Source organism: Nonomuraea sp. LP-02 (assembly GCF_036289125.1).
Classification (GTDB): Bacteria; Actinomycetota; Actinomycetes; order Streptosporangiales; family Streptosporangiaceae; genus Nonomuraea; species Nonomuraea bangladeshensis.
Genome location: NZ_JAXCLK010000001.1, coordinates 5,325,514 through 5,339,623 on the forward strand (window position 1 = coordinate 5,325,514; position 14,110 = coordinate 5,339,623).

The 14,110-nt window shown below is 68.5% G+C and carries 14 protein-coding genes; 6 read left to right on the forward strand and 8 right to left on the reverse strand.

Annotation, left to right across the window (positions count from 1 at the left end):
* Nucleotides 1-7: 7 nt before the first annotated feature.
* Together SMD20_RS24655 and SMD20_RS24660 are read left to right on the forward strand one after the other, a co-directional pair.
* Complete coding sequence (locus tag SMD20_RS24655) at nt 8-982, forward strand: ABC transporter permease (RefSeq protein WP_329585051.1); 975 nt, start codon at nt 8-10, stop codon at nt 980-982.
* On the forward strand, nt 979-1,905 hold the full coding sequence (locus SMD20_RS24660; protein ID WP_329585054.1) for a carbohydrate ABC transporter permease: 927 nt from the start codon (nt 979-981) through the stop codon (nt 1,903-1,905). The genes SMD20_RS24655 and SMD20_RS24660 overlap by 4 nt, the downstream gene beginning before the upstream one ends.
* On the opposite strand, the gene SMD20_RS24665 is transcribed toward SMD20_RS24660, so the two are convergent.
* Complete coding sequence (locus tag SMD20_RS24665; protein ID WP_329585056.1) at nt 1,868-2,347, reverse strand: hypothetical protein; 480 nt, start codon at nt 2,345-2,347, stop codon at nt 1,868-1,870. The two genes, SMD20_RS24660 and SMD20_RS24665, sit on opposite strands and share 38 nt — an antisense overlap.
* Nucleotides 2,348-2,518: 171 nt before the next feature.
* On the opposite strand from SMD20_RS24665, the gene SMD20_RS24670 reads away from it, so the two are divergent.
* The gene (locus SMD20_RS24670) at nt 2,519-2,863 is read left to right on the forward strand and encodes a type II toxin-antitoxin system RelE/ParE family toxin (RefSeq protein ID WP_329585058.1); all 345 of its coding nucleotides are present in this window, start codon (nt 2,519-2,521) and stop codon (nt 2,861-2,863) included.
* Nucleotides 2,864-2,910: 47 nt separating this feature from the next.
* Nucleotides 2,911-3,168 (forward strand): helix-turn-helix domain-containing protein, encoded by a 258-nt coding sequence (locus SMD20_RS24675; protein WP_329585062.1) that lies wholly within the window; start codon nt 2,911-2,913, stop codon nt 3,166-3,168.
* A gap of 394 nt (nt 3,169-3,562) precedes the next feature.
* Here the strand turns inward: SMD20_RS24675 and SMD20_RS24680 are convergent, their stop codons facing one another.
* Together SMD20_RS24680 and SMD20_RS24685 are read right to left on the reverse strand one after the other, a co-directional pair.
* Complete coding sequence (locus tag SMD20_RS24680; RefSeq protein WP_329585065.1) at nt 3,563-3,775, reverse strand: DUF397 domain-containing protein; 213 nt, start codon at nt 3,773-3,775, stop codon at nt 3,563-3,565.
* Entirely contained in the window at nt 3,763-4,578 is an 816-nt protein-coding gene (locus SMD20_RS24685; protein WP_329585068.1) for a helix-turn-helix domain-containing protein, read from the reverse strand. Before SMD20_RS24685 ends, SMD20_RS24680 begins: the two co-directional genes overlap by 13 nt.
* Before the next feature lie 211 nt (nt 4,579-4,789).
* On the opposite strand from SMD20_RS24685, the gene SMD20_RS24690 reads away from it, so the two are divergent.
* A complete protein-coding gene (locus SMD20_RS24690) occupies nt 4,790-5,266 on the forward strand; it encodes an ATP-binding protein (RefSeq protein ID WP_329585071.1) in 477 nt (158 codons plus the stop codon).
* A gap of 328 nt (nt 5,267-5,594) precedes the next feature.
* On the opposite strand, the gene SMD20_RS24695 is transcribed toward SMD20_RS24690, so the two are convergent.
* Complete coding sequence (locus SMD20_RS24695) at nt 5,595-8,255, reverse strand: cellulose binding domain-containing protein (protein WP_329585074.1); 2,661 nt, start codon at nt 8,253-8,255, stop codon at nt 5,595-5,597.
* 189 nt (nt 8,256-8,444) lie between these two features.
* Between SMD20_RS24695 and SMD20_RS24700 the strand changes: the two genes are divergently transcribed.
* A complete protein-coding gene (locus SMD20_RS24700) occupies nt 8,445-9,191 on the forward strand; it encodes a glycoside hydrolase family 16 protein (protein WP_329585081.1) in 747 nt (248 codons plus the stop codon).
* Here SMD20_RS24700 and SMD20_RS24705 read toward each other — a convergent pair.
* The 4 genes from SMD20_RS24705 to SMD20_RS24720 all read right to left on the reverse strand — a co-directional run bounded on the left by SMD20_RS24705 (nt 9,148) and on the right by SMD20_RS24720 (nt 14,108).
* Nucleotides 9,148-9,639 carry a DoxX family protein gene (locus tag SMD20_RS24705; RefSeq protein ID WP_329585082.1) on the reverse strand — a complete coding sequence of 164 codons (492 nt, stop codon included), beginning with the start codon at nt 9,637-9,639 and terminating at the stop codon, nt 9,148-9,150. The two genes, SMD20_RS24700 and SMD20_RS24705, sit on opposite strands and share 44 nt — an antisense overlap.
* Nucleotides 9,640-9,746: 107 nt before the next feature.
* Nucleotides 9,747-12,638, reverse strand: a complete 2,892-nt coding sequence (locus SMD20_RS24710; RefSeq protein WP_329585083.1) for a glycoside hydrolase family 3 protein — start codon at nt 12,636-12,638, stop codon at nt 9,747-9,749.
* A 10-nt stretch (nt 12,639-12,648) separates the two neighbouring features.
* Nucleotides 12,649-13,470, reverse strand: a complete 822-nt coding sequence (locus tag SMD20_RS24715; protein ID WP_329585085.1) for a carbohydrate ABC transporter permease — start codon at nt 13,468-13,470, stop codon at nt 12,649-12,651.
* Nucleotides 13,467-14,108 (reverse strand): carbohydrate ABC transporter permease, encoded by a 642-nt coding sequence (locus SMD20_RS24720; RefSeq protein ID WP_442942608.1) that lies wholly within the window; start codon nt 14,106-14,108, stop codon nt 13,467-13,469. Before SMD20_RS24720 ends, SMD20_RS24715 begins: the two co-directional genes overlap by 4 nt.
* Between the last annotated feature and the right edge of the window lie 2 nt (nt 14,109-14,110).

The following is a 14,110-nucleotide window of genomic DNA, read 5'->3' on the forward strand; positions in this document are numbered from 1 at the left end:
GCCCGGCGTGGGCGTGGTGACCACACGGCCGATCAGCCTGGACAGGCCCCCGGCACGGGACGAACACAAGCTCACCTGGCGGGCCAAGCTGCGGCGCGACCGGTCGCTGCTGCTCATGAACCTGCCGATGCTGCTGCTGGTGCTCGCCTTCTGGTGGGTGCCGGCGCTCGGCAACATCATCGCCTTCCAGGACTACAACCCCTACACCGGCGGCATCCTGGAGAGCCCCGTCATCGGCTTCACCAACTTCGCGCTGCTCTTCCAGGACCCCCAGTTCCTGCGCGCGATGCTCAACACGCTGTCGATCACCGCCTTCCAGCTCGTCTTCTACTTCCCCGTGCCGATCATGCTGGCGCTGCTGCTGCACAGCATCGTCTCGGCCCGGCTGCGGGCGTTCGTGCAGGGCGTGGTCTACATGCCGTACTTCTTCTCCTGGGTGCTGGTCGTGGCCATCTTCCAGCAGATGTTCGGCGGGGCCGGGCTGCTCGCCCAGCTCCTCCGCGAACGCGGCCACGAGGGCGTGGACTGGATGACGAACTCCGACACGTTCATCCTGCTCATCACCACCCAGACCATCTGGAAGGACGCCGGCTGGGGAGCGATCATCTTCCTGGCCGCGCTCAGCACCATCGACCCCAACCTGTACGAGGCCGCCGCCGTGGACGGCGCCCGCCGCTGGCGGCGCCTGTGGCACATCACGCTGCCAGGCCTGCGCCCGGTGATCGTGCTGCTGCTCATCCTGCGGCTCGGGGACGCGCTGAACGTCGGCTTCGAGCAGTTCATGCTGCAGCGCAGCGCGGTCGGCAGCGGGGCGTCGGAGGTGTTCGACACGTTCGTGTACTGGTCGGGGCTGCGTACCGGGGACCTGGGGTACGGGGCGGCGGCCGGCCTGTTCAAGGGGCTGGTCGGGCTGCTGCTGATCCTGGCGGCGAACCGGATGGCGCACGCGCTCGGCGAACGAGGGGTGTATTCGCGATCATGACCGCTCTGACGTCCAGGCCGCGGCGGTCGCGGCGGCCGGCCCGGCTGGCTCCCTGGGAGGAGCGGCCCTCCCCCGCCGGGCAACTCGGCAAGGGCACGATCATCACGCTGATCGTGCTCGCCGTGCTCGGGCCGCTCTACACGATCGTCCTGACCAGCCTCAGCCCGGCCGCCACCGTCAACCGGGCCGGCGGGCTGGTGCTGGTGCCGGACGGCATCACCGTGGAGGCGTACCGGCAGATCTTCTCCGACACCGTGGTCAGCCGGGCCGTGCTGGTGAGCACGGGGGTGACCCTCGCAGGGACGCTGATCAGCACCGGGGTGAGCGTGCTGGGGGCGTACTCGCTGTCGCGCCCCGGCTCCTTCCTGCACCGGCCGCTGCTGTTCAGCATCCTGCTGATGTTCGTCTTCTTCCCCGGGATCATCCCCGTCTACCTGATGGTGAGCGGGCTCGGGCTGAAGGACAGCTACTGGTCGCTGATCCTGCCGACGGCCGTGTCGGCGTTCAACGTGGTGGTGCTGCGCTCGTTCTTCATGAACATCCCCGGCGAGGTGCTGGACAGCGCCCGCATCGACGGGGCCGGCGAGTGGCGCATCCTGTGGCGGATCGTGCTGCCCATGTCGAAGGCGGTGACGGCCGTCGTCGCGATGTTCTACGCCGTGGGCTACTGGAACGCCTGGTTCAACGCGATGCTCTACATCGACGACACCCGCAGGTGGCCGCTCGCGCTGATCCTGCGCCAGTACGTCGTCGACTCCAACCCGCTGCCGGCGGCGACGGCCGGGGTCACCGGGGACGCCCCGCCGACGCTGGCCATCAAGATGGCGATCGTGGTGATCGCGGTGCTCCCCGCCCTGATCATCTACCCCTTCGTCCAGCGGCACTTCACCAAGGGCGTGATCGTCGGGGCCGTGAAGGGGTGAAGCCCGCGGTCAGCAGGCGGTGGGCGGCGTACGCGGTGACGCCGTACGCCAGGTGCGGCACGACGTCCGAGATCCAGTCCGTGGCCGACCACGAGCGCGGGTCGGTGGTGCCGAGCATCGTCAGCGGGCCGTTGGAGCCCACTATGGCCAGCGCGGTGAGCGCCAGCACCCCGACCGGCCACGACGGCCGCCACCGCTCGGCCGCGAGCCCGTAACACAGCGCCGCCCCAGCGCCGGTGCCGTAGCCGAGCAGCGCAGCCAGCGCCTCCTTGCGGTTGTCCGCCCGCTCCCCTTCGCCGAGGTCCACGTCGACCAGCCCCGCCATCTTCTCCACGGCCAGCTGGGGCGTGCTGCTGGCCGCGCGGGCGCGGATCGCCATGTCGAGGTACGTGACCACGTTGAGCGCGCTGGTGCCGGCCGCTCCCGCGATCAGACCTCTCACGAGCGTATGCATGCCCGCCCGCTACCCGGGGCTCCCCGCGTTACGCCCTAAGGCGTCCCGGCCAGAAGGGGGCTATGTTCGCACATGTCGAAGCCGCCTCGATAATTGGAGCCCAAACCTGAGGTTACGTTCTCCAGGTGCGCCTCTTGCCCGAGCTATAACGTCCGTGTTATGTACTGGGGAGAGGTCGAACTGGAGCCAGAGGTTGATGAGTGGTTGGAGAAGCTTGACCAGGAGGATCTGGAAACAGCGGCGTTCTACATCGACCTGCTGGCGGCGCGGGGGGTTCTGCTCGACGAGCCGTACACCCGGCAGCTCCGTGGCAAGCTTCGGGAACTCCGATTTCACCTGCAACGGGAGTCGGTACGCATCACCTACTGGATCGCCTCCGGAAGGAGGATCATCTTGCTGACGGTGTTCTGCAAGCGGCGGATGCATGAATTCGCTGAGATCGAGCGCGCCTGGCGCGCGATGCAGCGGTGCGTAGCTGAGGCGCATACCGCAGACGAGGAGTGAGTAGAGTGGGGGAGCGAAAGTCCTGGGCTGACAGAAGAGCCGAGATCATGAGCCGGCCCGGCGCGGGGGCCGGCTACGAGGCGGCGAGAATCCGGTTCGAGCTGGGCGAGGCGGTGCGACTCCGGCGCGAAGAACTGGGCCTCACGCAAGTGGAACTGGCTGAACGGACGGGATTGAAGCAGCCGGCGGTGGCACGGTTCGAGGCAGGGGGAACGATGCCGACGATCCCCCTGCTGGAACGACTGGCGGAAGCGCTGGAGATGCGGCTGAGTGTGCGGTTCGAGCCGGTGGGCAAGGCAAGTTGATATCGCCAATGTCCGGTAGCGCATAGCGGCCATTGGAGTGCGGCACTTAGCAAGGGCCGAGAGAGCGGGAGAGGGCTGGAGACCCTCTCGCTCGGGGATCGGGGCGGAGCCTCGATCCCCGAGGAGGGGCGCCCGAGCAGAGCGAGGACCTTGGTCCCGGCCGTTGCGACGATGAGCCCTCTCGTGAGCGTTTACATGCCCGCGATACCCGGGGGTCCCTGCGTTACGCCCGTGCTCTTGATATGACGGCGGAGAACACACACCCTGGGCCGGCAAGAGGGCTGGGACCTTGAGCCAGCCGGGCGCGGGGGCCGCGTACGAGGCGGTGAGAGTCAGGGGCGGTTAGAGTCAGGGGCAGTGAGAGTCAGGTTCGAGGATTCGTCGGCGGTGGCGGTCAGAGGTCGAACTCACCTCGACGAGCCCCCGCCAGAAACGCCGTCCACTCCGCAGAAGTGAAGATCAGTCGGGCGCCGTCGGGATCCTTGCTGTCACGCACGGCCACGACGCCGGGGAGGTTGGTCGCGACCTCCACACACTGTCCGTTGTCGCCACTGGCACTGGACTTGCGCCATTCGGCCGCGTCGAGGTGCAGGTTCAGCTCGCCCATGTCCTGATCGCATCCTTTATCGCCTGTTGAGTGACGTCTTTCGGCTGCGCGTTCGCTCTGATCGTGTCATACCTCTGCCGGAGACGCACGACCGCCGCGTGGTCGCCGGTCACTTCCCCTGCCAGGACGGAGTCTGCCGAGACGACCTCCGAGCCGTCGCGCAGACGTGCCAGCGCGAACGCGCTCATCATGCCTGCGGCGCAGCCCGCGGCGACAGGCACGATCTGCACGGTGATCCGCGGGTGCTCGCAGAGCTCCAGCAGGTAGCACAGCTGCCCTGCCAAGACGCGGGAGCCGCCGATGGGACGGTGAAGCACCCCCTCGTCGATGAGCGCGAGAAAGGCGGGCGCATCCGGGCCCTCGAAGATCTTGATGCGCTGGATGCGTGCGGCAACACGTTCCTCCACACGATGAGCTGAGTCACCTGCGCTGAATATGGCCCGCGCATAGTCGGCGGTCTGCAGCAGACCGGGCATGAGCAGCGGATCCCATGAGTGCAGGATCACAGCACATGGCTCTATTTCCTCCACCCATCGGGCAAACCATCCCAATGCCGGTGATTGACTTATTCCATTGAAAAGAGCTACGAAATGCCCGTCTAGCCCGAATACTTTGTCCGCCTCTTGCGCGAAATCCACGGTCGGGCTGCGGCGGCCCTTTTCGACATGACTGATGAGCGACTCGTGGCAGCGCATACGTGAGGCGAGGACGGCCTGCGTCATCCGTGCGGCTTTGCGATGTTCCGCCAGGTCGGCGGCAAAGCGAGCGCGAGGCGACGTCCGATTCCCGTGATCCTCCGTCACAGCGCCTCCCCAAAGCTGAGCACCAACGAACTACTTCGACAAGACGATCAATACAACCCGCACGCCTTTCTTCGTCGTCATTGTTTCACGAGATCGAGCAGGCGACGGGAGTTTCTTCCGTTCATGCTGGAGACGGAACAACCCCAAGACGACAGCGGTCGTGTCGCGTAAGTCGCGAACGGCAACCCGACGAGATCAGGGTGAATTAATAGTGCTGATCGGAGAATCACCGCAGACACCGAACATAACCGCTTGGAACGACAAGACGTTCGCCCGGACGGCCTCAGCACCCGGTCGCGCCCGGCGAACGGTCGCGCACTGGCTGGCAGAGGGGCATGTCGATTGGGGCGGACTGCATCGTGGCGGACTGCTCCTCGACGCCCTGCTCGTCGTGTCCGAACTGGTGACCAATACCGTTCAACACGTGCCGGCGGATGCGCATGGCGATTGGGTTCAGGTGCGCCTCGGCTTCGGCGACGGCTTCGTCCGACTGGAAGTCGTCGATCCCGGCACATCTCGGCGGCGGCCGCGGTTCGCTCCCCCGCGGAACTCCATGGCTCAATCGGGTCGCGGGCTGTACCTGGTGTCGGTCGTTTCTGAACGCTGCGGAACGGAACGCACCCAACAGGGCCACCGACTGGTGTGGGCCGAGCTGGCAGGCGGGTCACCGGACCGTCCGGTCGGCTGACGTGCGCTGGCAACCCCATGCAGGGCATGAACTCGTGCGGGTGACGGAAGCGTCCTGCTGTGAGGAGTACGTCCTGTGCCACGAGGCCGCGGAATTCCTGGTCCGGCGACGGACTACCGACGGGACATACGAGGAGACCGCCCGTGGGCCCTATGCGCGTGCTGCCCGGGTGTGGCTGGATCTCGCGTCCGGGCATGTGTGTGACCTGCCCCGATCACCGGTGAACGACCGGGAGAGCGCGAGAGGGCTGGAAGCCCTCTCGCCCGGGGATCGAGGCGGAGCCGCGATCCCCGGGGAAAGACGCCCGAGCGGAGCGAGGACCATTTTTTCAGGCGGGGGTGCAGGTGAGGGTGGGGGTGGTGGCGGTGCCGGAGCCGTTGAAGCCGAACGATGTCGAGGCGTTTGTGGCCAGGGTGCCGTTGTAGGCGGCGTTCGTCACGGTCACGTTCGTGCCCGACTGGGTGACGGTGCCGCTCCACAGTGAGGTGATCGTCTGGCTGCCTGGCCAGGCCCAGGTGACCTTCCAGCCGGTGATCGACGAGGAGCCGGTGTTCTGGACGGTGACCTCGGCGCCGAAGCCGCCCGGCCAGCTGTTGCCTGGGCGGTAGGTGGCGGTGCAGCCCCTTCCGGTGGTGGGGGTGACGGTGGGAGTGGCTGTGACCGTCGGGGTCACGGTCGGGGTGACGGTCGCCGTCGGGGTGACGGTGACCGGGGGGCCGGTGCGGTCGCCGTAGATGATGCCGCGGCCGTTCGTGCCCAGGTAGACCCGGCCGTACACGCGCGGGTCGCCGGTCAGCGCCTCGCCCATGTTGCCCCACTGGTGCTTGTCGTCGTTGATGCGCAGCCAGCTCGACCCGCCGTTGTCGGAGCGGTAGAGGCCGGTGACGTTGTCGATCGTGGCGACCGTGTAGATGGCCTGGTACGTCGCCCCGGGCGCCGCCTTGCCGAAGCCGACGTTCACCGACTTGGTGATGCCGCTGACCTTGGTGAAGGACGTGCCGCTGTTGGTGGAGTGCCAGAGGCCGCCGTCGCCGGCGACCCACAGGTCGCCCTCGATGCCGGGCACGGCCTTGAACTTGCCCGTGGTGGGCAGGCCGGTGGCGGCGGTGGCGGTGAACGTGGCGCCGCCGTTCGTGCTGAGGTAGAGGCGGCCGCCGCTCAGGCCGTAGAACTTGCTCGCGTTGACCCGGTCGGACTCGACCACGGCGTCCGTCGGCAGGCCGGAGGCGGTCTGCCAGGAGTTGCCGTAGCCGACCGAGTAGACGGGCGTGACGCCCTTGGGCGCCCACACGAAGCGGGAGCCGTCGGCCGCGGCGGCCACCGTGCCGCCCTCGTTGACGCCGCCCGGCTCGGTGCCCTGGAACCAGTTCGCGCCGCCGTCCGTGGAGAAGGCGACGTGGCTGTCGTTGGGGCGGTCGGCGTCGGTGAAGTTGCCGGCCCTGACCATCACGGACGGGTTCTTCTCGGCGTAGTCGAGGCTGGTGGTCGAGGTGAACAGCGGCTGGGTGAACATCATCGGCGGTACGGCGTCCAGGTTGGTGTGACGGAAGCCGGCGATGTCGCCGAGGCCGCTGATCAGGGGCGCGCCGCTGGGCGGGCTGATCAGGTCGAGTACGGCGGTCTCCTCCAGCCCTTTGGCCATGGGCCGGATGGTGAACTGGCCGCCCGCGTCCCATTGGGTGAGGTTCTCGGTGCCGTAGACGGTGGCGCCGGTGCCGTACATCATCCGGTTGGAGTCGAACGGGTCGATCTCCAGCGATTCGGTCATCCAGCCGAGCTTGGGCGTGACCTCGGGCGGCTGCGGGTTGGTGCCGAAGGTCAGCCACGGGTTCTCGGTGATGTTCATGGTGTAGCGGAAGCTGCGGTTCGGGTACGACGTCCAGTCCCAGACCCGGGTCCAGGTGGCGCCGGAGTCGGTGGAGCGGAAGAAGATGACGTCCGGCCACCAGGAGATCTGGGTGGCGACCATCAGCGTGCCGGGCTTCTGCCGGTCGATGGTGAGGCCGCTGTAGCCGAAGTAGTCGTCGCTGGAGGAGGACGGGACGGGGCTGATCTGCGTCCACGTCCCGGTCGCGGTGGCGTAGCGCCACACGTCGCCCTTGCCCCCGTCGTACGGGCCGCCCGTGTCGCTGGTCGCGATGTACAGGTAGCCGTTGACGGTGTCGAGCACGCCCTTGTGGGCGATGTACCCGGTGGGCTGGCCGGCGAGGCGCGTCCAGGTGGCGCCGCCGTCCGTGGTGCGGTAGACGGTGTTCTCCTTGTCGGCGACGCCCACGTAGATGGTCTTGGTGGCGGTGCCGGCGCTGGAGGAGCGCTTGTCGTAGGTCACCCAGACGACGCCGGGACGGTGGCTGAGGTAGCCGTTGGCGTCATTCGGGTCCTGGGCGTAGTTGCCGGCGTTGGGGAAGCTGGTGACCTTGGCCCAGGTGGCGCCGTAGTCGGTGCTGCGCCAGAGGCCGTTGCCGTTGGGCGTGCCGAAGTAGAGCACGCGGTTGTCGTTGGGGTCGACCGACAGCGCCTCGCCCATGCCGCGTCCCGGCATGTTGCCGCCGAGCTTGAACGGCAGCGCCGTGACCTGCCAGGTGTCGCCCTTGTCGGTGGAGCGCAGGATGGCGCCGTTGTTGGGGTCCCAGCTGTTGGTGTACATGCCGACGGCGGCGTACACGCGGTTGGTCTGTACGGGGTCGGTGGCGAGGCTGATCACGCCGTTGTAGCCCCATTTGTCCCAGCCGACCCAGTCGAGCAGCGGGGTCCAGGACTTGGTGGACTGGTTCCAGCGGTACGCGCCGCCGATGTCCGTGCGGGCGTAGATGAGGTTGCGTTCGGCCGGGTTGAAGATGATTCCCGGGACGAACCCGCCGCCGTCGATGCGCACGTTCTTGTACGCGTACGGATCCGAGGCGACCGCCGAGACCGGCGTCATCCTGACGACGGCCACCACCAGCAGGACGGCGAACGTCGCCAGGCAGGCCAATAACCTTTTTCGCATGCGCGGCTCTTCCTTTCCGGGCACGCCGGAGGGCGGCCCCAAGGCATCGGATGACCGCCATGCACGAGCAGAGTGCGAGACCCTGACCGTCTCCGCGCCTTCCGCGCATGAGCTTCTCCAGAAGGCTCACACATCCCGGCGCCGAAGGTCAATAGTTTGGACGTACAACGAATTAAAGGAGCAACGGACGTGCTGGAGTTCGAGGACGTCTTCGACGGCGACCGCCTGGACGAGACGAAGTGGGTCCCCTCCTACCTGCCCCAATGGAGCGGCCGGGAGGCGGCGCGGGCCCGTCACCGGCTGGGCGGCGGCCTGCTGCGGCTGCGCATCGAGGAGGACCAGCCGCCGTGGCACCCGGAGGCCGAGGGCGAGCTGCGGGTCTCCTCGCTCCAGACGGGCGTGTTCTCGGGGCCGGTCGGCAGCGCCGTCGGCCAGCACGGGCGCGGCGGCCTGAAGGTCCGCGAGGAGCAGGCCGCGCGGCGGCTCTACACCCCGCAGTACGCCCGGATCGAGATGCGCGCGAAGGCCCTCGACGACCCGGACTCCATGGTCGCGCTCTGGATGATCGGCTACGAGGACGCGCCGGAGCGCTCGGCCGAGATCTGCGTCGCCGAGATCTTCGGCAAGGACGTCGGCCCGGACCGCGCACGGGTCGGCATGGGCGTGCACCCCTTCGGCGACCCGTCGATCATCGACGACTTCACCGTGGAGGAGCTGCCGATCGACGCCCGCGAGTTCCACGTGTACGCCGCCGACTGGACCCCGGAGCAGGTGTCGTTCGAGGTGGACGGGCGGCACGTGCGGACGGTGCGGCAGTCGCCGGCCTACCCGATGCAGCTCATGCTCGGCGTCTACGAGTTCCGTCCCGGCTCCGGCGCGTACCCGAAGGAGTTCACCGTGGACTACGTGCGAGGCTACGCGCGCGGACCTCGATAGCCGCCCAGAGCGCGATCGCGATGTAGAGGACCTGCTCGGGCACGCGCTGCCACATCGGCGTGGCGGGCTCGCCGCCGAGCGTGACGTCGTTGAGCGCGGCGTACACGTTCGCCGGCAGCATGGCGGCGAACAGCAGCGCCAGGCAGATCCCGGCGGCCCGCCGGGTGCGCTCCAGCACGAGCCCGGCCGCCCCGGCCAGCTCCAGCACGCCGGTCAGATAGACGACGAAGGCGGGGAACGGCACGAACGGCGGCACCATCGCCACCATGTCGGCGTGGTTCGGCATGAACGTCACGCTCGCCGGGACGAAGTGCGCACTGGCCGTCATGACCAGCATGACGGCCAGCCCGTGGGCGGCGCTGACCCGCCAGGTGGCGAACCGGGTCACGCCCAGCGCGCCCAGCGACCGGAACGCCAGGGTGGCGACCAGCAGGACGATTACCGTCATCACGACTCCCTCATTGGATAGTGGCACTATCTGTCTACTAGATAACTGTACTATCCAAAGGGGTTCCGTGGCGGCCATGACCATGCTCATGGCCGCCACGGAAGTCATCAGGCCAGGGCGAAGTCCTTCAGCCGCAGGTCGCCCTTGAACACCAGGTACAGCGCGCCCGAGCCGGCCTTCACCGTCGCGCTCACCGTCCCGTACTGATAGATCCCGCCCGTGGCGGGCACCGGCACGGTGGCGAGCAGCGGGCCGGTCGGCGAGCCGGAGCGCACCTCGAACGAGCCGCCGCCCGCCGACGCCACCGCCGCAGTCAGCCGCGAGCCCCACGACGCCTTGGTGAACGACACCCAGTCGCCCGCCGAGCCCTCGACGACCTCGCCGGCGACCTTGCTCTCGTCGGCGAAGACGACACCGGAGTAGTCGTCGAAGTCCATCGCCCGGGTGGTCCGCGTCAGGTCACGGACCGGGACGCTCTCGCCGGACACGCGCAGCGTCGTCGTCTGCCTGATCCGGTCGGAGGCCGAGCCGACGAGCACGTCATGGGTGGCTGTCTCGACGACCCACTTGCCGCGCGTGTGGTCCCACACCGCGAGGCCGGACTTCTTCAGCGGGAAGGTGACCGTGCGGCTCTCGCCCGGGTCGAGGGTGACCCGCTGGAAGCCGCGCAACTGCTTGACCGGCTGGACGAAGCGGGACTCGCGCTGGTGCGTGTAGAGCTGCACGACCTCGTCGCCACGGACCCGGCCGGTGTTGGTGACCTTGACGCTCACCTGCTCGCCCTGGACCCTGAGCGCCTGGTAGCCGAAGCTGGTGTAGCTCAGCCCGTGCCCGAACGCGTAGAGCGGCCGGTCCTTCCCGTACAGGTAGGTCATGCCGGTCTTGGTCAGGTCGTAGTCGAACCTGCTCGGCAGGTCGTCGCTCGCCGGCCAGGTCTGGGTGAGCCGGCCCGCCGGGTTGACGTCGCCGAAGAGCACGTCGGCGACCGCGTGCCCGGTCTCCGCGCCCGCGTGCGTGGTCCACAGCAGCGTCGGGGCGTCCACGATGACCGGGTAGCTGGTCTCCAGCACCACGACGGTCTTCTTGTTGGCCTTGCGCACGGCCTCGATGAGCCGCCGCTGCCCCTCGCCGAGTTGCAGGTTCGGCCGGTCGTGGAACTCGCGGCCGGACACGAACGGGTGGCTGCCCACGACCACGACCGCGACCTCCGCCTTGGCGGCCTGCGCGGCGGCCTCGGCGATGCCGTCGGAGACGACCTCCTTGCCGAACTTCGCCGCCTCGGCCTTCGGGGCGAGGGCCAGGGCGCCGTCCGCGGTGACGGTCACATACGGGTCGGACAGCCCGAACCAGCCCTCGACCGTCTCATAACCGGCGTACCGGATGAGGTAGCTGCCGTCGGACTGCCGCTCCAGGGCGAACTGCTGCTGCACGTACCAGCCGTCGGGCTCGGCGTCGTCGGTGTCGAGCGAGCGCCAGTCGCCGCCGAGCAGCTTGCCGTTGCCCGCGTTGCGCAGCGTGGAGACGCCGCCGGTCCAGTCGGTGAGGTCCCACTGGGAGGCGGCCGTGGGCGCGGTGTCGAGCAGCGCGGCGTTGTCGTCGGGGCCGGCGCCGGTGGCGGTGACGTACTTGCCGGAGGCCAGGTGCTTGAGCGCGACGCGCTCCAGCCCCTGCCCGGTGCTGACGTCACCGACCCGCTCCTTGATCCCGGCCAGCGGCGTCACCTGGTACGGGAACTGCCCCGAGTACCAGTCCCGGTGCAGCCGGTCGGCCAGCGGCCCGACCACGGCCGCGGACTTCGGCCGGGCGAGCGGCAGCGTCCCGGAGTTGCGCAGCAGCACGGCGGCCTTGGCCGCGGTCTCCCTGTTGAGCTTCTGGTTCGCCGGGCTGTTGATCACCGCCGGCGTGATCTTCTTGTACGGCCCGCCGTCCGGGTCGAAGTGGCCGAGCCTGGTCCTGATCGACAGGACGTGCCGCACCGCGTCGTTCACGTCGGACTCGGCGATCAGGCCCTGGTCCAGCGCCGACTTGAGATGCGTGATCATCGGGCCGCTGTTGCTGTCGTCGATGGTGTAGCTGTCGAGCCCCGACTTGAGCACCGCGGCGAACGCCTCGGGCTTGGTGTCGTAGTAGTGCTCCAGGTCGGTGAGCGCGTGCGGGCCCCAGGCATCGCTGACGTTGTAGAGGGTCTTGCCGGTCCACGAGCGGACCACGGCGTCGAGGTCCGGGTTGACGTGGTTCGGGCGGCCGTTGACCAGGTTGTAGGAGGCCATGACGCCGGTCGCCGCGTCCGCCGAGATCGCCGCCTTGAACGCCTGCTCGTAGTACTCGTGCTTGAGCTTGGGCGTCAGGTTCGAGGAGGTGATCCCGCGGTCGGTCTCGTTGTTGTAGGCGAGGTAGTGCTTCAGCACCGGCGCGGTCTTCAGGTAGAAGGGGTCGTCGCCCTGGAGGCCCTTGCCGTACGCGGTCGAGATCGCCCCCGTCAGGTACGGATCCTCCGAGTAGCCCTCCTCGTTGCGGCCCGCCCGCGGATCGCGCAGCAGGTCGACCACGGGAGCCCACACCTGGGTGCCCCACACCACCGGGTCGGCGGCGTTGTAGCCGCGCGCCTCGTCGCCGACGGCCGAGCCGACCTTCCTGATGAGGGCCGGGTCCCAGGTGCTGGCCAGGCCGACGGCCTGCGGGAACACCGTGCCGCTTGCGAACTTCTGCCGCCAGCCGTCGTTGAGGTCGTTGGACCAGGCGACGCCGTGCAGGGCCTCGGTGCCGTTCTTGTGGTAGGCGATGCCGAGGCGCGGGATCGCGGCCTGCGACTGGTGCAGCAGGCCCAGCTTCTCGTCCAGCGTGAGCCGGCCGAGCAGGTCGTCCACCCGCTGCTCCAGGGGCAGGCGCGGGTTCTGGAACGGGAAGTCCGCCACTGTACCGCCCGCCTGGGCGGCCGGCGCCGCGAGCAGCGAGGCCGCCAGGGTCAGGGTGGCTAATAACGGGACACGTGAACGCATGGGCACTCCGTCACTTGATGGCGCCGACCGTCACACCTCGGGTCAGCGTGCGCTGGAAGATCAGGAAGAAGGCGACCGCCGGCACGATGCCGAGCAGGGCGGAGGCGCTGGACATGGTGGCGTCCATGTACTTCTCCCCCTGCAGGACGGCGAGGGCGACAGGCACCGTCTGGGTGTCGTTGGAGATGAGGAAGACGAGCGGCAGGAAGAACTCGTTCCAGGTCCAGATGAAGAAGAAGATCAGCAGGACGTTGAGCGTGGGCCTGCTGATCGGCACCACGATCTGCCACAGGGCGCGCAGCCGCCCCGCGCCGTCGATGGCCGCGGCCTCCAGGATCTCCTTCGGGAACTGGCCCAGCACCGCGCTCAGCAGGTACGTGCCGAACGCCGCCTGGATCACGGTCATGACGATGATCACGGCGAGCTGGGTGTCGTACAGCCCCACGGCCTTGGCCAGGTAGTACAGCGGGTAGGCCAGCGCCTCCTGCGGCAGCGTGTTGGCCACCAGGAACAGCACCAGGATCGACAGCCGCCCCTTGACCCGGCCGATGCCCAGCGCGTACGCGTTGAGCACCGACAGCACCACGGCGAGCACCGCCACGGAGCCGCTGATCAGGAAGCTGTTCCAGAGCTTGCCGCCGAAGCCGACCCGGTTCCAGAAGTCGACCAGGCCCTGGAGGTAGAGCCCGTCCGGCAGGGCGAGCGGCCCCTGCGTGCTGTAGTCCGCCGGCGACTTGACCGCGTTGAGCGCCACCAGCGCGAACGGGAACAGCATGACGACCGCGAGCACGGCCAGCGCGGCCAGCACCGCCCAGCGCCCCGGCCCCCTCACCGGTCACGCTCCTGGACGCGCAGGAACAGGAACGTCACCACGATGATGATCAGCGCCAGCACCGTGGCGATGGCCGAGCCGTACCCGACGTTGCTCTTCTGGAAGAAGTTCAGGTACGAGAAGTACGACGGCACCATGGTCGCGTTGCCCGGCCCTCCCCTGGTCAGCACGAAGATCGGCCCGAACACCTTGAGCGCGGCGATCGTGCACGTCAGCAGCACCACGAAGATCTCCGGCCGGATCTGCGGGATCGTGATGTGCCAGAACCTCCGGAACCAGGAGGCCCCGTCGATCTCGGCCGCCTCGTAGTAGGCCGGATCGACGCGCTGCAACCCGGCCATGAAGATGACGACCGGATAGCCGAGCTGGAACCACACCATGACGGCCATGACCGTGGCCAGCGCCAGGTCGGGGTCGCCGAGCCAGTCGAGGTCCAGGCCGAGCAGCTCGTTGACGGCGCCGTACGACGGGTGCAGGAGCCAGCCCCACACCACGCCGGCCACCGCCACCGGCAGGACCTGCGGCAGGTAGTACGCCGCGCGCAGCGCCGAGGCCGTGCGCGGCCCGAACCGCTTGCCGATGTAGTCGAACAGCGCCGCCGCCAGCACGAGGCCGATCGCGGTCGGCACGACGGCCATCG